The 18,125-nt window shown below is 63.6% G+C and carries 25 protein-coding genes; 24 read left to right on the plus strand and 1 reads right to left on the minus strand.

All coding sequences use genetic code 11. The annotated features are described in order from the left end of the window. Nucleotides 1-92 precede the first annotated feature (92 nt). The 24 genes from ALTERO38_RS21275 (at nt 93) to ALTERO38_RS21390 (ending at nt 17,767) form a co-directional block, all read left to right on the plus strand. Nucleotides 93-890 (plus strand): hypothetical protein, encoded by a 798-nt coding sequence (locus ALTERO38_RS21275; protein ID WP_159969784.1) that lies wholly within the window; start codon nt 93-95, stop codon nt 888-890. Between the two features lie 47 nt (nt 891-937). Then, on the plus strand, nt 938-2,002 hold the full coding sequence (locus ALTERO38_RS21280) for a phage protease (protein WP_159969785.1): 1,065 nt from the start codon (nt 938-940) through the stop codon (nt 2,000-2,002). 9 nt (nt 2,003-2,011) lie between these two features. Continuing rightward, on the plus strand, nt 2,012-2,410 hold the full coding sequence (locus ALTERO38_RS21285) for a hypothetical protein (RefSeq protein ID WP_159969786.1): 399 nt from the start codon (nt 2,012-2,014) through the stop codon (nt 2,408-2,410). Nucleotides 2,411-2,424: 14 nt separating this feature from the next. Further along, nucleotides 2,425-3,333, plus strand: coding sequence for a Mu-like prophage major head subunit gpT family protein (locus tag ALTERO38_RS21290; protein ID WP_159969787.1), 909 nt, complete (start codon nt 2,425-2,427; stop codon nt 3,331-3,333). A 14-nt stretch (nt 3,334-3,347) separates the two neighbouring features. Further along, entirely contained in the window at nt 3,348-3,773 is a 426-nt protein-coding gene (locus tag ALTERO38_RS21295; RefSeq protein WP_159969788.1) for an HI1506-related protein, read from the plus strand. Further along, complete coding sequence (locus tag ALTERO38_RS21300) at nt 3,773-4,273, plus strand: gp436 family protein (RefSeq protein ID WP_159969789.1); 501 nt, start codon at nt 3,773-3,775, stop codon at nt 4,271-4,273. Before ALTERO38_RS21295 ends, ALTERO38_RS21300 begins: the two co-directional genes overlap by 1 nt. Continuing rightward, on the plus strand, nt 4,273-4,785 hold the full coding sequence (locus ALTERO38_RS21305; RefSeq protein WP_159969790.1) for a phage virion morphogenesis protein: 513 nt from the start codon (nt 4,273-4,275) through the stop codon (nt 4,783-4,785). The genes ALTERO38_RS21300 and ALTERO38_RS21305 overlap by 1 nt, the downstream gene beginning before the upstream one ends. After that, complete coding sequence (locus tag ALTERO38_RS21310; protein ID WP_159969791.1) at nt 4,785-5,372, plus strand: phage protein Gp37; 588 nt, start codon at nt 4,785-4,787, stop codon at nt 5,370-5,372. Before ALTERO38_RS21305 ends, ALTERO38_RS21310 begins: the two co-directional genes overlap by 1 nt. Further along, a complete protein-coding gene (locus tag ALTERO38_RS21315) occupies nt 5,369-5,554 on the plus strand; it encodes a DUF2635 domain-containing protein (protein WP_159969792.1) in 186 nt (61 codons plus the stop codon). The genes ALTERO38_RS21310 and ALTERO38_RS21315 overlap by 4 nt, the downstream gene beginning before the upstream one ends. Nucleotides 5,555-5,557: 3 nt before the next feature. After that, entirely contained in the window at nt 5,558-7,027 is a 1,470-nt protein-coding gene (locus tag ALTERO38_RS21320) for a phage tail sheath subtilisin-like domain-containing protein (protein ID WP_159969793.1), read from the plus strand. 9 nt (nt 7,028-7,036) lie between these two features. Continuing rightward, nucleotides 7,037-7,381 (plus strand): phage tail tube protein, encoded by a 345-nt coding sequence (locus ALTERO38_RS21325; protein WP_159969794.1) that lies wholly within the window; start codon nt 7,037-7,039, stop codon nt 7,379-7,381. 9 nt (nt 7,382-7,390) lie between these two features. Continuing rightward, nucleotides 7,391-7,735: a hypothetical protein gene (locus ALTERO38_RS21330; protein ID WP_159969795.1), complete on the plus strand. Its 345-nt coding sequence runs from the start codon at nt 7,391-7,393 to the stop codon at nt 7,733-7,735. 91 nt (nt 7,736-7,826) lie between these two features. Beyond that, on the plus strand, nt 7,827-9,629 hold the full coding sequence (locus ALTERO38_RS21335; protein ID WP_159969796.1) for a phage tail tape measure protein: 1,803 nt from the start codon (nt 7,827-7,829) through the stop codon (nt 9,627-9,629). Further along, on the plus strand, nt 9,629-10,930 hold the full coding sequence (locus tag ALTERO38_RS21340) for a DNA circularization protein (RefSeq protein WP_159969797.1): 1,302 nt from the start codon (nt 9,629-9,631) through the stop codon (nt 10,928-10,930). Before ALTERO38_RS21335 ends, ALTERO38_RS21340 begins: the two co-directional genes overlap by 1 nt. Further along, nucleotides 10,923-11,963 (plus strand): phage baseplate assembly protein, encoded by a 1,041-nt coding sequence (locus ALTERO38_RS21345; protein ID WP_159969798.1) that lies wholly within the window; start codon nt 10,923-10,925, stop codon nt 11,961-11,963. Before ALTERO38_RS21340 ends, ALTERO38_RS21345 begins: the two co-directional genes overlap by 8 nt. Further along, a complete protein-coding gene (locus tag ALTERO38_RS21350) occupies nt 11,950-12,483 on the plus strand; it encodes a phage baseplate assembly protein V (RefSeq protein ID WP_256663957.1) in 534 nt (177 codons plus the stop codon). Before ALTERO38_RS21345 ends, ALTERO38_RS21350 begins: the two co-directional genes overlap by 14 nt. Then, nucleotides 12,480-12,926 carry a phage GP46 family protein gene (locus ALTERO38_RS21355; protein WP_159969799.1) on the plus strand — a complete coding sequence of 149 codons (447 nt, stop codon included), beginning with the start codon at nt 12,480-12,482 and terminating at the stop codon, nt 12,924-12,926. Before ALTERO38_RS21350 ends, ALTERO38_RS21355 begins: the two co-directional genes overlap by 4 nt. Further along, nucleotides 12,926-13,987, plus strand: a complete 1,062-nt coding sequence (locus ALTERO38_RS21360; protein WP_159969800.1) for a baseplate J/gp47 family protein — start codon at nt 12,926-12,928, stop codon at nt 13,985-13,987. Before ALTERO38_RS21355 ends, ALTERO38_RS21360 begins: the two co-directional genes overlap by 1 nt. Continuing rightward, nucleotides 13,978-14,577: a YmfQ family protein gene (locus tag ALTERO38_RS21365; protein WP_159969801.1), complete on the plus strand. Its 600-nt coding sequence runs from the start codon at nt 13,978-13,980 to the stop codon at nt 14,575-14,577. The genes ALTERO38_RS21360 and ALTERO38_RS21365 overlap by 10 nt, the downstream gene beginning before the upstream one ends. Then, nucleotides 14,577-15,551 (plus strand): hypothetical protein, encoded by a 975-nt coding sequence (locus ALTERO38_RS21370; protein WP_178114656.1) that lies wholly within the window; start codon nt 14,577-14,579, stop codon nt 15,549-15,551. The genes ALTERO38_RS21365 and ALTERO38_RS21370 overlap by 1 nt, the downstream gene beginning before the upstream one ends. Before the next feature lie 10 nt (nt 15,552-15,561). Beyond that, nucleotides 15,562-16,050 (plus strand): hypothetical protein, encoded by a 489-nt coding sequence (locus tag ALTERO38_RS21375; protein ID WP_159969802.1) that lies wholly within the window; start codon nt 15,562-15,564, stop codon nt 16,048-16,050. 3 nt (nt 16,051-16,053) lie between these two features. Beyond that, nucleotides 16,054-16,545 carry a hypothetical protein gene (locus ALTERO38_RS21380; protein ID WP_159969803.1) on the plus strand — a complete coding sequence of 164 codons (492 nt, stop codon included), beginning with the start codon at nt 16,054-16,056 and terminating at the stop codon, nt 16,543-16,545. A gap of 32 nt (nt 16,546-16,577) precedes the next feature. Beyond that, nucleotides 16,578-16,886: a hypothetical protein gene (locus ALTERO38_RS21385; protein ID WP_159969804.1), complete on the plus strand. Its 309-nt coding sequence runs from the start codon at nt 16,578-16,580 to the stop codon at nt 16,884-16,886. A gap of 83 nt (nt 16,887-16,969) precedes the next feature. Next, nucleotides 16,970-17,767, plus strand: coding sequence for a DNA adenine methylase (locus tag ALTERO38_RS21390; protein ID WP_159969805.1), 798 nt, complete (start codon nt 16,970-16,972; stop codon nt 17,765-17,767). Here ALTERO38_RS21390 and ALTERO38_RS21395 read toward each other — a convergent pair. Continuing rightward, a complete protein-coding gene (locus ALTERO38_RS21395) occupies nt 17,764-18,003 on the minus strand; it encodes a DUF2498 family protein (protein WP_159969806.1) in 240 nt (79 codons plus the stop codon). The two genes, ALTERO38_RS21390 and ALTERO38_RS21395, sit on opposite strands and share 4 nt — an antisense overlap. Nucleotides 18,004-18,125: the final 122 nt, after the last annotated feature.

An 18,125-nucleotide genomic window follows, 5' to 3' on the forward strand; every position in this document is an offset into this window, starting at 1 on the left:
CGATGCATGACCGTTGTAAGCGTTTCTAACGGCCTTCTAACGCTGCCTGCTATATCATTCAGCGCGTTCAGGAAGCGCGTCGGATAGCTGAGATGGAAACAGGTGAATCGAATTTATTAGTCAACGCACTCATTGCCTTGGCAATAGCCATCGTCGGTGGCCTAGCGGTACTGTGGATTTGGGAGTCCCGCCCGATCCTTAAGCGGTGGCGCAACAGGCTATCCGGAAGCATTGCAAGCGGCTTACTTAGATTAGCGGCCCCAACGGGCATGCCCTTGGCTGGTTTAATCCTTGGTATCTTGGCAACCGCCTCGACGGCCCTGCTTGCTATCAGCATCACGTATGGACACGTAGACCCGCGACAGGTGGGCTCAATTCCACTGTTCGGATCTGCAGCGTTGATTTTCTGCTGGCTGATCGTTTTGGTCGTCTGGCGGACTAGACCCCAGGGTGAGCAGCCCGAACAACAATTTCAATCCCGGCTTTCAGTATTTGACAAAGCATCACTGGCGGCAGCAATGGCGGCAAAAAGTAACCCGCTTCGGCCTGCCCTGGACTACACACCGAATCCGTTGTCGCCAGCCCAAACACATGTATGTAAGTCCGTCGCAAATCGCATTCTGACGGGATTCGGCACTGCGATCCCCAGCATGCCGCTGGAAGATTGGGTGCTGCTATTTTTGGCTTCACAAGCCGGCATTGGCGTCTCCGAGAAAACAATCTTGAAGAACAAGCCACACGCGGTTAACGGCGATAACATTCGCCTGGCTTGTCTGGCGCTGAAGACAAAAGGGCTGATTGGCGAAATTCCAGGGCCCGGTGGTTCGATGTGTTGGATCCTCGGACCTCTCGCAGTGAGACGTATCGAAACCCTGAAGCTATCCCACTGAACCCCCTCAGCCTGTAACCACCCGCTCATGCCGCCGACACTGGCGGCATGAAGACACAACACGCCCCGACCTCTGCCATCGCCGCCTGCACCTTCGAGATTCGCTCGGAAGGTGCCGCCATCCAGCTGTTCCCAGCCGGCGCTTTCAAGGCGCGTGACGGGCGGCCTCGGGATGTGACGGCCGGTCACTGGTATATCGACGCGCAGATCGCCGCCCGGCTGATCGCCCTGGTGGCCGCTCGCGCTACCGATCTCGTCATCGACTACGAACACCAGACCCTCAACAGCGAGACCAATGGCCAACCCGCACCCGCTGCCGGCTGGTTTTCGGGGTCCGTCCTGGAATGGCGCGACGGCCTCGGCCTGTTCGCAACCCAGGTGCAGTGGACCGAGAAAGCCGCCGGCTTCATCGCGGCCAAGGAATACCGCTACCTGAGCCCCGTCTTCAGCTACGACAAGCAGACCGGCGAAGTCCTCAACCTGCTGCACGTCGCGCTCACCAACTATCCCGCACTCGACGGCATGGCCTCCCTGCCGGCGCTCGCGGCTGCTCGTTTCGAACTGGCCGACCCGGCCGCCACATCCGCAAAGGAGAACCAAAGTGTGAACAAAGAAGCGCTGATTGCACTGCTGGGTCTGTCCACAGACGCCAGCGAAGAAGACATCCAGACCGCCCTGACGGTACTCAAGGCCGACGCCGGCAAGGTGGGCGAACTGCAAACCGCCCTGGCTGCGGCCAAGACTGAAGGTCAGCCGGATCCTTCGAAGTTCGTTCCGCTCAGCGTCGTGGAGTCGCTCAAACAGGACATCGCTGCGCTCAAGACCAGCCAGGTCGAAGGCGAAGTTGGCGAGCTGGTGAAAGCCGGCCTAGCCGATGGCCGCCTGCTGCCAGCTCAGGAGAAGTGGGCGAGTGACCTCGGCAAGAAAGACGTCGCCGCTCTCAAGACCTACCTGGAACAAACCCCGGCAATCGCGGCGCTCAAGGGCCAGCAGACCCAGAGCCACCGGCATGAGGCCCCCGCTAGCGTCGACCAGCTCGATACCGAAGCGTTGGCCGTGTGCAAAGCCATGGGCATCGAGCCGGCGGATTACCTCGCCACCCTGAAAGCGTAAGGAGCCCCCATGTCCGCTCTCACCCGTGACCGCAACACCCCGCTGATGAACGCCACGGTCATTGCCGTTCTGGTCGCCAGCAACGCCAAGATCTTTGCCGGCGCCCTCGTGGTGGCCAATGCCAACGGCTATGCCGCACCGGGCAGCACGGCGGTCGGCCTGACGTATCTGGGCCGCGCCGAAGACTCAGTCGACAACACCGGCGGCGCCGATGGAGCAGCCACCGTCCCGGTCCGCCGCCTCAATGCCTTCAAGTGGGGCAACGACGGTTCCATCACCCAGGCCCACCAGGGCAAAACCGCCTACATCGTCGACGACCAGACACTGGCCGCCACCGACGGCACCGGTACCCGTTCCGCCGCAGGGCGCATCGTCGGCATCGAGTCCGACGGCGTCTGGATCGAATAAGGAGTTATCCCAACATGCTCATCAATAAAGCAGCCCTCTCCGCCGTGTTCCTGGCGTTGAAGACCACTTTCAACAAAGCCTTCGAAGCGGCCCCCAGCACCTGGCAGAAGATCGCCATGGAGGTTCCGTCCAACAGCGGGCAGAACGATTACACCTGGCTGAGCAACTTCCCGAAGATGCGCCGCTGGATAGGCGCCAAGGTCGCTAAGGCGCTGGAAGCCTACAAGTACGTCGTGGTTAACGAAGACTTCGAAGCCACCGTCGAAGTCGACCGCAACCACATCGAAGATGACCAGCTCGGCATATACCAGCCTCAGGCGCAGATGGCCGGCTACTCGGCTGCTCAGTTGCCTGATGAACTGGTTTACGAGGCGGTCAACGGCGGCTTCGTCAAGCTCTGCTATGACGGCCAGTACTTCTTCGACACCGACCACCCAGTGGGCGGTAACTCGGTGAGCAACAAGATCACCGCAGCGCTCTCCAACGCCACCCTGGCAGCGGCCAAGGCCGGCTACGGCACAGCGCGCACTGGCATGAAGCTGTTCAAGGACGAAGAAGGTCGCTCCCTGAACATCACGCCCACCGTGCTGGTTGTCAGCCCGGCCCTGGAAGACACGGCCCGTGCGTTGCTGACCGATGCCAAGCTGGCCGACGGCAACCCGAACCCCTACAAGGGCACCGCAGAACTGGTGGTCGATGGGCGCATCGAGTCCGACACCGCGTGGTTCCTGCTCGACACCAGCAAGCCGGTCAAGCCGTTCGTCTACCAGCCACGCAAGAAGCCGGTGTTCGTCTCGCAGACCAACCCTGAAGCCGAGGACGTATTCAACCTGAAGAAGTACAAGTTCGGCGCCGAAGCACGCGCTGCGGCTGGCTACGGCTTCTGGCAGCTCGCCTTCGGTTCCACCGGCACTGGCGCCTAAGGGAGGGCTTGGATATGGCTAAAACACCTGTCAAGGCCGCAGTGAAGCCAGCCGCCAAGGCTGCAGCGAAGAAGGCTGCAGTCAACCAGGGCGCCGAAGCCGAGCTGCTGGACGGCATCTTCGTCCGCAGCTTGCCGCCGACCTTCCGCCGCGCCGGTTTCACCTTCACCCGTGAAGGCTCTGGCCTGCTGCTGGAGAACCTGACCCAGGCGCAGCTGGACGCGATCGAGGCCGAGCCGATGCTCAGCGTCACCCAGGCGCAGTTCCCAGCGACCGCCGAGGCCGATGCCAAGCTCGCCGAGTTGGCCAAGGCCCAGGCCGCAACCGAACCCACGCAGCCTGCTGCTCCGACTGCCGACGATGCCAAAGCCAATGCAAATTCGGCGGGCAGTACCGGCGGTACTCAGGGTGACCAGGACAACACGGAAGGTAACGCCTGATGTACGCCAGCGCCTCCCAGTTTCTGAAGCGTTACAGCGCCGAAGAGATCGCCCAGCGTGCCGACGCCAGCATCCCGCCGATGGTCTATGGCGAGCTGCTGACAAGGGCCGCTGCCGGTGATGACCTGTCTGCCTATTCCCCCGAAGAGCAGACGGCCGCCGGGCAGGCGCTGGCCAGGGTTGATCGCGCCCTGCAGGACGCCGAACAGACCATCAACACCTACCTGGGCGGTCGCTACCAGCTCCCGCTCACTAATTCGCCGGAGGTGCTCGAACGCATCGCCGGCCAGCTGGCCCGCTACTTCCTTTACGACGACGCGGCCACTGAGCAAATCACCACCCTCTACAAGGACTCCATCAAGTTCCTGGAGAGCGTGGCCACCGGCAAGGTGCAGCTCGGCCCGACCGACACCGGCGCGGTCGCGCAGCCCTCGGCCGGCGCGGAGATGGTCAGCGGTGGTCTGGTATTCGCCCGCGACAACAGCCGAGGCTTCATCTGATGGCCGTCAGCATTCGCATCGTCAGCAACCTGCCGCAGGTCCAGCGCCTGTTCCAGGAGATCCGCCGCTTCGGCGGTGACCCGGCGCCGCTGCTGCAGGACATCGCCTTCCTGGGCGAGAGCAGCACCCGTGCCCGCTTTCGCAGCCAGACCGGCCCGGACGGCCAGCGCTGGAAGCCGAGCCTGCGCGCCCAGCTCAACGGCGGCAAAACCCTGACCAAGGACGGCCACCTAGGTGATTCCGTTGGCAGCTACGTCAACCAGAAGTCAGCCGTCTGGGGAGTCAACCGGATCTACGCCGCCATCCACCAGTTCGGTGGAACCATCAAGGCCAAGGGCGCAGGCGGGCTCCGCTTTGCCATCCCAGGCATTGGCTGGCGCACCGTAAGCCAAGTCGACATACCGGCACGGCCATATCTCGGCCTGTCCAATGACGACCGCCACGACATTCTCGACCTGGTCAGCAACCACCTCAGCAACCTGGTGCGCCAGAACGCGCCGGGAGGTGCTTGATGCTTGGCGATCTGGAAACACAACTGATCGAGCTGCTCAAGACCAGCGAGCTCGGTCGCCGCCTCAAGGTGGTCGACAGCCTGCCGGACACGCCTGACCGCGACCTGGTCCAGCGCTGGGGCCTCGACGCCCCGGCCGCTTACGTGGTCGCCGCCGACGGCACGCTCAGCCAGGCGATCGCGACGCCGCAGTTCGTCGTGGTCCTGGTCGCCCGTAACGCCCGTGGCCATCAGGCCGCCCGCCGTGGCGACGGCAAGACCATCGGCCTGTACGAGATGCTCGATGCGGCCATTGCCGAGTTGCATGGCGGCCAGAGCGACGACGCCAGCTGGCAGGTCACTCGCTACCAGTTTCTGCATGACAGCCAGTTCCGTGACCAGGGCCTGCAGATCGCCCTGGTGCAGATTCAGGCCGACACCGACCCGCCGCAGAAGGACGCGACGAACCTGGGCGAGTTCGTGGAGTTTCACGCCGACTTTGACATCGATCCGCACACCCCGGCCGCGCATCAGCGCTGGCTGGATGAAGACCACAGCGCCCCGGCGCCTGACTTGCAATCGCACATCAACCCTCAGGAGGGTACATGAGCAAGCCCGTATATCTGGTGCCCGCCGAGGGCCTCAAGGTCCGCCACCCGCTAGGTGGCCACCTCAAGCCCGAGGGCGACCACGTCGTGCTCGACAGCTACTGGCGCCGCCGCATCGCCGACCAGTCCGTCACCCAGGGCAACCCGCCCAAAGCCGCCAAGCCTGCGGCAGGCAAGGAGTAAACCATGGCCGAGAACGTCAGCTTCAACGAGATCCCGGACAACATCCGCGTGCCGGGCATCTACATCGAGATCGACCCGAGCAAGGCCTCTGGTGGCGGTGCCGTCATGGAGCGCCGCCTGCTGCTGATCGGCCAGCGCCTGGCCTCCGGTACCGTCGCCGCCCTGACTGCCACCCGTCTCAGTAGTCAGGCCGGTGACCAGGCCGCGCAGGCCTTCGGCCAAGGCTCGATGCTCCACGGCATGGCCGCAGCAGCGCGCAAAGCCGATGACTACGTCGACATCTGGGCGATCGCGCTCGATGACGATGCAGCCGGCGTGGCCGCCACAGGCACCATCACGTTCACCGGCACACCGACGCTCACCGGCATCCTAGCCCTGTATATCGGTGGCACCCAGGTGCGCATCGCCGTGGTTGCCGGCGAAACTGTCGCCACTTTGGCCACCCGCCTGGCCGACACCGTCAACGCCAACGGCGACCTACCGGTCACCGCCTCGGCCGCGCTGGGCGTGGTGACGCTTACCTGCCGCTGGAAGGGCGAAACCGGCAACGACCTGGACGTGCGCGCCAACTACTACGGCGAGCAGACCCCGGCCGGCCTCACGGTGGCCATCGCTGCCATGGCCGGCGGCGCGGCCAACCCGAGCATCGTCTCGGTGATCGATGCCATCGCCGGTACCCAATACTACAGCATCGTCTGCCCCTACCTGGACGGCCCCAACCTGGTCGCCCTGGAAGAGGAACTGACCGATCGCTTCGGCCCGATGGAGCCGCTCACCGGGCACGTGTTCAACGCCAAGGTGGGCAACCATGCCGCGCTCACCACCTGGGGCAACAGCCGCAACTCGCCGCACATCAGCACGTTTGGCATGTACGACATGCCCACGCCGCCGTGGGCCGTCGCGGCTGTGTGGGCGACGGTCGCCGAATCGTCCGGTGCCAATGACCCTGCGCGGCCATTCCGCAGCCTGCCGCTGCCGGGCGTGCTGCCGCCACCGGAGAAGAGCCGCTTCACCCGTCCGGAGCGCAACCTGGCTTTGTACGACGGTATCAGCACCTTCACCGTCGACCAGGGCGGCCAGGTGCTGATCGAGACCATCATCACCAACTACCAGAGCAACAGCTTCGGCCTGCCGGATATCAGCCTGCTGCGTCTGGAAACCAAGTGGACCGTCGACCTGGTGCGCTTCCGCTTCAACGCAGCCGTGGCCCGTGACTACCCACGTCACAAGCTGGGTGACGTCGCGGTGCCGGGCCAAGCCTACGCCACCCCCACCACGGTGCGCGCCACCCTCATTGCCGAGGCGATCAAACTCGCCACCGAGGATGGCCTGATCGAGGACGTCGCAGGCTTCAAGCGCGACCTGTTGATCAAGCGCTCCACCCAGAACCCCAACCGTATGAATGCCGTGCTGCCGCCGAACCTGGTCAACCAGTTCGACATCTTCGCAGCCGCCGTCCAGTACCGCCTGTAAGGAGGCCCTATGAAGCATCACGGCCGCGCCACCATTAGCTACAACGGCAAGCGCCTGCGCACCAAGGAAGGCGCCACCCTCAACCTGGGCGGCACCGGGCGCACCGCCGAGCCACTCGACGACGGTTCGGTTGGCTACTACGAAGCCACCACCGCGCCCGAGCTCAGCTGCACCGTCCCGCTCACGCAGGATCTGCCCGTCCAGGAACTGCGCGACCTGGTCGACGCCAACGTGGTGTTCGAGAGCGACACCGGTCAGTCGTGGGTCATCCGCGAGGCGTTCACCACCAACACCATCAGCGTCGGTCGCGACGTGACCATCGCTATCAGCGGCCAGCCGGCCGAGCAGTTGTAAGGAGAACCCATGCAACAGATCACTACCACCGGAAAGCTGCCCCACGGCCTAAGCGTCACCGGCGTTATCTACACCGGATTCGTAATGCGCGAGGCGCTGCTGGCCGACATGATCGAGGCCGAGGTCGAGTCCGGCGGCGCCGGCAACCAGATCCACTATGCCGCGCAGCTAGCGGTCCGCCAGCTGGTCAAGGTCACCGATGCCAGCGGCCGCGAGTATGCCGGCCCGTTCGTGGTTTCGATGATCCGCAAGCGCGGTGATTTTGTGGCCCTGCGCACCGCCCAGCTCGAACTGGACAAGCTGGGAAACGCCGAGCCGAGCAGCTCAGAAAACACTGGGACGCCGTCCAGCTGATCGCCCTGCGCCACGGCTGGTCACGCGACCAGATCATGGCGCTGCCACCGCGTGAGTTCTTCCACTACCTCGGCAACCTGACGAAGAAGACATGAGCACAACCGACCTCAACCTGGCCATGCGCATCAGCGCCGATGTCAGCCGCCTTATGGGCGGGCTGAGCAAAGGCGAAGGTGGCTTGCGCAAGTTCGGCAACGCCGCCAAGGGCGAGCTGGCTGCGCTGGGCCGCTTTGCCGGCTCGGTTGAGGGCAAGTTGGCGCAGCTGGGCATTGGCGTCTCGGCCGTCGCCGCCGGCATGCAGTCGGCGCGGCTGGATAAGGACCTCAAGCAGCTGCAGCTGACGGCCGGGGCGACCGCCGCCGAGGCCGACAAGCTGCGCAAGAGCCTGCTCGATGCACAGATCGCCACGGGCCAGGGCGCGGACGAACTCAAGGGCGGCGTGGATGCGCTGATCGCGGGCGGCTTGAACATGGCCCAGGCCACCGCAACTGTGGCACCAATGGCAGAGACGCTAGCCGTCTCCAAGACCAATGCCGACGCGCTGGCCAAGGCGATGGGCGTGGCCGCGACCCAGTTCGACATCGACCTGAGCAAAACCGAAGAGGCACGCCTGCTGCTGGACAAGATGGTAGTCGCCGGCCGGGCGGGCAATGCCGAGCTGGAGAACCTACCGGATATCTTCGCCAGGATCGGCAGCAATGCCAAATCCTCCAACCTCAGCCTGGACCAGACCCTGGCCCTGGTCGAAACCCTGTCGATGGTCGAACCCAACGCCGAGCGGCTGGCCACACTGGCCGACAGCACGTTGCGCGTATTCACCAACGACAACTATATGAAAGAGGCGTCCAGGGCGACCGGGGTCAGCTTCTTCAACAAGGACAAGTCTCGCCGTGATGCGCTGGATGTCATTGGCGATATCAAAAAGCAGTACGACAAGCTGGGAACGGACCGAGACAAGTTCGCGTTCATCTCCAAGGCTTTTGGCAAAGCGGATCAGGACACCCAGCGCGGCCTAAAGACCCTGCTCGATGGCGACTCACTGACCAAGCTGGACAAGGTATTCGGCGACGTCAGTACCGCCAGCGGCACCATCGCCCGCGACCTGCCGGACGCGATCGGCAACGCCATCGACCAAACCGGCCGCCTGAAGGGCGCCATGCGCGAGGCGGCGGACGGCTTCGCCACACCAATTAACGACGCGGTTAGCGAGGCGATCAAGTTCGGCCTCGACAGCAAAAGCAACGGCGGCCTCGGACTGGACGGAGGCGACATCCTCCTGGGCGGTGCCGGTTTGGCACTGGGCACGGCCGCAGCCGCCCGCTACGGCGGCAAAGCCATCGAGGGCCTGGCCGGTAAGTTCGGCAGCACTGCTGCAGGCGTAGCCACCGGCAAGGCCCTGGAGGAAGCGGCCGGCGTCCAGCCCGTGTTCGTCGTCAACATGCCGGACGGGTTCGGCGGCAAGCTTGGCACAGCCGAAAAGCTGGCCGAAACCGCTGGTGATCTCGCAGGCCCTAAGACTTTCAGCAAGCTCAAAACCACCTTGGCACTGCTGGGGGGCGCACCGCTATCGGCTCTGCCTTCCTTCGGCGCAGGCGCCATGGCCACGGCCGGTGCCGCAGTAGCAGGCGCCGGTGCAGCCGGCTACGGCGTCGGCACGCTGCTCAATGATTACCTGATCGATGGCACGGCCCTGGGCGACAAGATCGGCGAAGCCGTGGCCTACGCCATCTCTCCTTTCAGCGAAAGCGCACGCAGCGCGATCGCCGCGAACAAGGCTGCTTCCGAACTCACCATCCGCATTGAGGGCGACCAGAAGGCCAAGGTCACCCAGCTCAAACCCCAGGATGACCTGGAGATGCGTGTACTCACCGGCCGCACCGGAGCGGGCAGCTGATGGCCTGGCGCGATGACTACCGGCCCGGCGCGTTCCGTGGCGTGCCGTTCCACCTTAAGAGCAGCACCCGCACGGGCGGCCGCCGCACTGTGCTCGATGAGTACCCGCTGCGCGACGTGCCGAGCACCCAGGACATGGGCCGCAAGGCGCGCCAGTTCAACCTGGTCATGACCGTGATCGGGCCGGACTACATGGCCCAGCGCGATCGGCTGATCGAGGCGCTGGAGTCCTGGGGCCCCGGCACGCTCATGCACCCCTTCTACGGTGAGCTGGATGTCGTCGTGCTGGGTGACTACAGCATTGAAGAAAGCACCGAACAGGGCGGCCTGGCGCGCATCACCCAGAACTTCGCCGAAGCCGGCGAAAAACCCCGCCCGGACAGCCAGGCGCTGCCAGGCGCTGCAGTAAACGCTGCGGCCGACCAGGTGCAGCAGGAAGCCTTGGCGGAATTCGAAGAAGACTGGAGCGTGCAGAGCACCGCCAGCTTCGTCGCTGACGAGGCGCTAGCCATGCTGGGCGAAGCGAGTGGCGCAGTAGGCGAGGCCTTTGACTATGCGCAGGGGCTTGCCGGTCCGGCCATCGGCACCATTCAGAGCGCAACCAGCAGCGTCTTGAATGCGGGTGGCCTGCTCAGCGATGCCGGCTCGTTCAACACGCTGTTCACCCGGCTGACCGGCAGCGTGCAGCAGCTCATGCTCTCGCCGGGCAACCTTGGCCTCAGCCTGATGGGCGTTGTTCGCAGTATCACCAGCGGCATGAACCCCTTCGCGGCGTTCCAGGCGCAGGCGGCACTCTTCAACTTTGGTAGCACGGCCAAGCCAGTGCGCAGCAGCGGCTACGTTACACCGGCCAGAGCGCAGCAGGCAGCCAACCAGGCGGCGGTCTATCGATTGGTAGAGCGTGTCGCCGTCGCCGAGGTCGCTCGCCTTGCCACCAGCCGACCGCTAGATAACCAAGGCAAGGTCCTGCCTGGCATCAGTTATGAGAACCGCGACCAGGCGGTTCAAGTCCGCGACAAGGTAGTCGCCGAGCTCGATCGCCAGCAGCTCGAAGCCAGCCCGGAGCGCTATGCCGCCTTGGCCAAGCTGACGGCCGCGCTGGTCAACGACATGAATCGCACCTCGGCTGCGCTGCTGCCGCTGGCCCGCTACCAGCCGAAAGCCACCGTGCCGGCATTGCTCATCGCCCACCAGCTCTACGGCGATGCTCGGCGTGCCGATGAGATCGTCGCCCGTAACCGCCTTGCGCATCCGGGCTTCGTCCAGGGCGGACAAACGCTGGAGGTGCTGAAAGATGCCTGAAGTACTGCTCACCGTTGGCGACCAGGAATGGGGCGGCTGGAAAAGCTACCGCATCAATCTGGGCATGCAGCAACTGGCAGGCCGCTTCGACCTGCAGCTGACCGAGCGTTGGGCAGGCCAGGCGCAGCGCCGCGAGATCCCCGAAGGCGCGCCCTGCAGCCTGCGTTACGACGGTGAATTGCTGATCACTGGCTATATCGATCAGGTCAGGCCCACCTACAACGCCCAGGAACACAGCGTCAGCGTCAGCGGCCGCGACAAAACGGGCGACCTGGTCGACTGCTCCGCTCCATCCACACAGTGGATCGGGCGCGGCCTGGCCGACGTCGCCCGCGAACTTTGCGCCCCGTTTGGAATAACCGTCATCGACCAGGCCGGCGCGAACGCCCCGTTCAAGAGCCTCAAGCCTAACGACGGCGAGACGGTTTTCGAGATGCTCGATCAGGCGGCCCGGATCCGCGGCGTGCTGCTCATGTCCGACGGCCGTGGCAACCTGATCATCGGTCGCGCTGGCCAAAACCGCGCGCATGACAGTCTCGTCTTGGGCGAAAACATCCAGCAGGGCTCGGGCAACCGCGACCTCACGGAGGTATTCCGCCATTACACGCTCAAGGGCCAAGCCCAGGGCGACGACTGGTTGTCCGGCGAGCAGGCCAGCGGCATCGTGGCCCGCGCCAGCGATTCGCGCATCAATCGCCATCGCCCTTTGACGCTGATCGCAGATGGCCCTCTCGACGCAGCAGCTGCTCGCCAGCGCGTCACCTGGGAACGCAACGTGCGTTGGGGCCGCTCGCAGGCGCTGACCTACAACCTGCCTAGCCATCGCCAGAGCAATGGCCATATCTGGCGCATCAACAGCCTGACCACGGTGAATGACGCCTACCAGTACCTGCGTGGCGCCGAGCGGCTGATCACCGACATCAGCTACAGCCTCGACGATTCGGGCGAGCGCATCGAACTGACCGTCATGCCGCGCGAGGCGTTCGACGTCTTGCAGCAACCAGAACCGGAGGTCACCGATGCGTGGTATTGACCGCATGCTGACCCCGCTTCGTCGCGGCCTGGCGCACATCGTCAGCCGCGCCGTCGTCACCCTGGTTAACGACGCTTCCCGCATGCAGACCCTGCAGCTGAGCCTGCTGGCCGACGAGCAACTGGACGGCGCCGAGCACTGGCAGCCCTATGGCTTCACCTACAAGCCGCACACCGGCGCCGAAGCGCTAGTGGTAGCCGTCGGTGGCCACCGCGCCCATAGCGTAGTGATTGCCTGCGCCGACCGTCGCTATCGCATCGCTGAGCTCGAGGACGGAGAGGTGGCCATCTACACCGACGAGGGCGACCGGATCCACCTCAAGCGCGGCCGCGTGATCGACATCGAAACCGGCACGCTGAACATCAAGGCCACTACCGCCGTGAACATCGATAGCCCGCTGCTTACGCAGACCGGCCGCATCGAGTCGCAGGGCGACCAGATCGCGGGCGGCATCAGCCAGATTGGGCACAAGCATGACGGCGTGCAACGCGGCAGCGATATATCGGGGGATGCCCAATGACCGATATCGCCCTCCAGTGGAACGGCCGCGAAGCCGACATGGCCATCGATAACGGCGACCTGGTGCTAGATAGCAGCCTGCAGACGCCTGTCATCATCAGCTTGTTTTCTGATCGTCGCGCCCGTGCCGACGACGCGTTGCCGGGTGATTCCCGCGATCTTCGCGGCTGGCCGGGTGACGCCTGGCCGGACGTAGCCGGCGACCAGATCGGTTCGCGTATGTGGCTGCTCAGCCGAGAGAAAGAGATCACTGAAACCCTGCGTCGCGCCCGCGAGTACGGCAAGGAAAGCGTCCGCTGGACGCTCGAAGACGGCATCGCCGCACGCACCGAGGTCACCGCATCGGTGCCCCAGCGAGGCTGGCTACGCCTGCAGGTCGCCATCCTGCGTCGCGATGGCCGCACCGAAAACCATCAATACGACACCCTGTGGGAGAACCTCTAATGCCGTTCCCTATCCCTACGCTTGAGCAGACCCGACAGCAGATCGGCAGCGACATCGAGGCCCACCTGCCCGGTACCGAAGCGCGTACCCGCCGAAGCACGCTTGGTGTACTCGCCTTCGCCGAGGCCGGTGCCGTGCAGGGCCTGCATGCCCACATCGAGCACCGCTGGCGCAACATGCTCCCCGACGAGCTGGCCGACGCCGAGGGCGTCGAGCGCTGGGCGCGTCGCTACAAGCTCTGGTATCGCGACCCGGTCGGTGCAACCGGCCAGGTCCAGCTCAGTGGCGCCATCGGCGCGACGCTGCTGGCCGGCACATCGCTGCAGTACAACCAGGAGCTGGTCTACACCGTTCGCGAATCCGTGACCCTGACCAGCGCGACCAGCCTGGCCACGGTGGATGCCCGAACGCTTGGCGCCGCAGGCAACCTGCCAGCAGGAGCGCGCCTGACCTTGCTCAGCCCGGTGACCGGCATCCAGGCAGCCGCCACGGTGACCGCAGGCGGTTTGACTGCCGGCATCGACCAGGAAACGCTGGACGGCCTGCGCGCCCGAGTGCACCGCCGCATGGCCGAGCCGCCCCAAGGAGGAAGTCTTACCGACTACGAAACCTGGGCGCTCGAATCCCACCCCGCCATCACCCGCGCCTGGGCAACCGAGCATGAACAGGGCAGCGGCAGCATCGTGGTCCGCATCGTCTGCGACAACCTTGACGACCCTATTCCGGGCGCCGAGGTGCTCGCCGCGTGCGCGGCCTACATTGCCGAGCGCCGCCCCGCCGGGCGCCGCTCGGTCTATGTCCTGCCGCCAGTGGCCGAACCGCTGCAGTACCAGATCCGCGCGGTGCCAAACACCGTGCAAGTCCAGGCGGCGATCGAGGCCGAACTGCGCGACCTGCACCGCCGCGAGGCTGCCCCAGGCGGCTCTCTGCTGCTAAGCCACATTCGCGAGGCGGTCAGCGTAGCCAACGGTGAGCGTGACAATAGCGTGTTGTCTCCCTCAGCAGACGTGCATCTTTTCACCGGTCAGATGTCGACCTTCGGGGGCATCGCATGGGCCTGACAGGAGAAGATTACGGTCGGCAGCTTAGCCAGCTGCTCCCGCCCGGCGCTGCCTGGTCCCGTGACCCGGACAGCACCCTGCAGGCGTTGCTGCGGGCGCTCGGTGAGCCAATGGCTCGCGCCCATCAACGTGCCGACGATCTCTACCGTGAAGCGGATCCGGCCGAGGCGTTCGAAACGCTGACCCGCTGGGAAGCCGCGCTCGACCTACCCGACGACTGCAGCCTTCAGGGCTCGCTAACCGTCCAAGAGCGCGTCAACGCCGTGGTCACTAAGATCATCGGCCTGGGTGGCCAAAGCCGCCCGTACTTCCTCGCGCTGGCCGAAGCCATGGGCTACCCCACCGCGACCATTACCGAATACCAGTCCCGCCGCCACGGCCGCGCCAGCATGGGCGAGGCCTATGGCGGCGAGGATTGGGAAGACGTCTGGCAGCTCAACCTGCCCGACACCCTGATGATCGAGCGCCGTCACGGTCGCTCGGCCATGGGCGAACCCTACCGGGCCTGGGGCAACAATCAGCTTGAATGCGTGATGCAAAAGCGAAAGCCGGGCGGCTCCATCCTCTTTTTCAACTACGGAGATACCTGATGGATTATCCAAAATCAGAGCCCGGTGTGGCCTTGCTGAACGGCAAGTTCACCGACGGTAATCCGCTGCTGGGCATACCCGCATCGCGAGATCCCGCTAAGTGGGCCAACGATGTTACTGACGAACTGCTGGCAGTGATCTCAGCCTCTGGGGCTGAACCCGACGAAGCCAGTACTGCGCAGCTCTTAGCGGCGATTAAGGCGCTATCGCTGAAGGTCGGGACGATTAGCGACCAGCGCCCCGTATTGGTAAGCCCAACGACCGGCCAAACCTACGCCGATTCGGCGCTTGAGATCCGCGAAGCGCAGGCGGCGGCAGCCGGCGGAACGACTGATGATTATGCCCCGGCCATGACTTTTCACTGGGGCGGCCTCGCCGCGATCCGGCTATGGATGGGCGTAGATTCTGCATTGAGGTGGGGAACTGCGCGCGTTCAAACCACTGATACCGGCGCGACGCAGGCGCAGGCTGAAGCGGGCACGAACACGACGGCGTGGATGTCACCGCTGCGCGTATTTCAGGCAATCGCAAAAGCGGTCGCGCAAGCCACTGAAACCGTGCTGGGCATGGCTAAGGTCGCCACAAGCGCCCAAGTCAACGCAGGCACAGACGACGCGACGATAGTCACCCCGAAGAAGCTACGGCTTGGCTTTGCGTTCTATCCGGGCGCAAACGGCTATATCGCGCTGCCGTCCTGGCTGGGTGGCTTCATCTTTCAATGGGGTCGAATCACGATTACTCAAACAGCAGTGAATTCGCCCGTTTTCGGAAACTGGAACTATACCTTGGCCTTCCCCGGTAGCTGTTTCGCCACATGGGCGTTCCAGCACACATTGGGTGGGAGTTCTGGCGGATCGCTACTTGAACGAATTTGCGGCGGCGGCGAGCCGGGCGCTACACAGGCGAGTTTTTACATAGCGGACGCGGATGCGCCCGGCAGCTACACGCTGCGCGTCTTCGCCATTGGCAATTAAGGGGGCTGCAATGTATTACAGCAAAACTACGGGCTGCACTTATCTGCCTGCTATTCATGGGGCCGCTATGCCCGCCGACGCGGTGCCTATCTCGGCAGAGCGTTACGACACAGTTATCGCCAATCCGGCCGACGGCAAGGTGCGTAGTCACGACGCTGACGGTCAGCCGATTCTGATCGACCCGCCTGTCTATGACCCGGCCCCCGAGGATATCGAGCGCGCGCTAACGGTCGCGCTAAATAAGTATCTAGACACGGTGGCCGGGCAGCGCCGCTACGACAGCCGATTCACTTGCTCGCTACGCGCCGGTTTCCCTGGCCCGTTTCAGGAGGAAGGGCGGGTGTTTGCCGCCTGGATGGACGCCTGCAACATGGCGGCTTATCAACTGATGGCGGAGGTAAAGGCTGACGGCCGAGCGGTACCGACCGAAGCTGAGTTGATTGCGGCTATGCCCGTCATCAAATGGCCGGCATCACCAATTCCCGCAGGGGCAGCGTAACCCATGACGACGGTCCGCGTTCTATTCACCCGCCGTCACCACATCGGGAGCCAGGTCATCCGACTTGGCACATGGTCTGCCTGGTCGCATGTAGATCTAGTCGATGATCGCGGCGCTGTACCCGTGCTGATCGGCGCTGTCGCGCCGGCAGGCGTCGTCGTAGAGCCAATGGCAGAACGCCTCGCCCTGGCCAGCCGTGCTGTCCTGGTTGAGTTCGCGGTACCCGATCGCGACGCTGTACTGGATGCCGCGCTTAGCCAAGTCGGCAAGCCGTACGACTGGCTGGGCGTCGCGGGCATAGCCTTACGCGGGAGGGACTGGCAGGAAGATGACTGTTGGTTCTGCAGCGAATTGGTTGCTTGGGCGTTCAGCGCAGCGGACGCGCCGTTGTTTCGCTCAGAGCTGCAGGCCCGCATCGTGCCGCAGCACTTATGGATGCTGGCCAACCCATCAGTAAATGCACCCAGTCCACTGGAGCTGATTGGCACCATCTAGGATGATGACGTTTTGCCAGTCGGAGCACTGCGATGATCAATAGTTTGGCCAAGCTTTCCCTGTTAGTAGGTATTCCTGTGGCGGCTTTGGCTGCCTACGGAATGCTCTCTTACTACCAAGACATAGGAAAATGCGCGAGATCTAAAGGCGCAGCGCAGGACGCTTGCCTGCGCGAGTTCGCTAAAAACATGCCGGAGCCAACGCTTGGAACGGCCATGGCCACTTGCTTCTCGGCAGAACGCTTCCTCATGCTCTATAAGGCAGACCAGTCTACCCGTCGTAGATACCCTTACTCCGAGGATGAAGTGATGGCCCAATATGCCAAGGTGTGCGAAGCGTAAGCAGACTTATCACTGAACCGCTTCCCCCTCGCTCATTACTGTATATAAACCCAGCATAGACGCACCTATCAAACGGAGCGTTTATGCAGTCCTCACCCATCATCCCCTGGCTAGGCGGCAAACGCCGCCTAGCTGACCGTCTCTTAGCCCTTTTCCCGCCGCATGAATGCTATGTCGAAGTATTCGCTGGCGGCGCAGCGCTCTACTTCCTCCGCCCTATGCCAGCCAAGACCGAAGTGCTTAACGACGTCAACGGCGAGCTGATCAATCTCTATCGGGTCGTGCAGAACCACCTCGAAGAGTTCGTCCGCCAGTTCAAGTGGGCGCTCAGTAGCCGGCAAGTTTTCAAGTGGCTGCAGGACACCCGGCCGGAAACCCTCACCGACATCCAGCGCGCCGCGCGCTTCTTCTACCTGCAGCAGCACGCCTTCGGCGGCCGAGTCGACGGTCAGAGCTTCGGCACAGCCACCACCGGCCCCGCCATCAACCTGTGCCGCATCGAAGAGAACCTGTCAGCAGCCTACCTGCGCCTGGCAGGCACCTACGTTGAGAACCTCAGCTGGCTCGACTGCGCCGAGCGCTACGACCGTCCGCACACCTTCTTCTACATGGATCCACCGTACTGGCAGACCGAAGGCTACGGCGTCGACTTCCCGTTCGAGAACTACCAACGAATGGCCGACTTCATGCGCCGCTGCAAAGGCAAGGTGATGGTCAGCATCAACGACCACCCCGACATCCGTGAGGCGTTCGCTGGCTTCCAGATCGAGCAGACCAGTCTCAAATACAGCGTGGCAAACCAACGCCAAGGAGGACAGGCAGCCAGCTCTGAGTTGGTGATCATGAACTGGCAGCCAGAGGTCATGGGAGGATTGTTCTAGCCCTGCATTGAATACTGGGTTGCGAGGTCCTCGGCGATCTCGCCGTAGGTTTTGATCGCCTGCGGCGTTTTTTCAGAAGCACCGCCGTTAGCGTTGAAGAAACACTCACCCCCAAAAAGCAAGGTGTTGCCTTTTTGCTCCACATCGTCAAAGCGCATTCCTTCAAGCTTGTGCGGATGAGCATCCAGACGCTCATTAGCTATAGAGAGAAGTTGATCCTTCGTGACTTGCTTCATACGATCGCTCCTAGAATGCTGCGCACCAAACGATGCGCAGTGCCAAATAGGATACTAAGCATCCCTAGTCTGCAGTGCCAAACCAACCGTCAAACTGTGCCAAACTCGGCGCGCGCTTACAC

Source organism: Pseudomonas sp. 9Ag (assembly GCF_902506445.1).
Taxonomy (GTDB): domain Bacteria; phylum Pseudomonadota; class Gammaproteobacteria; order Pseudomonadales; family Pseudomonadaceae; genus Stutzerimonas; species Stutzerimonas stutzeri_AB.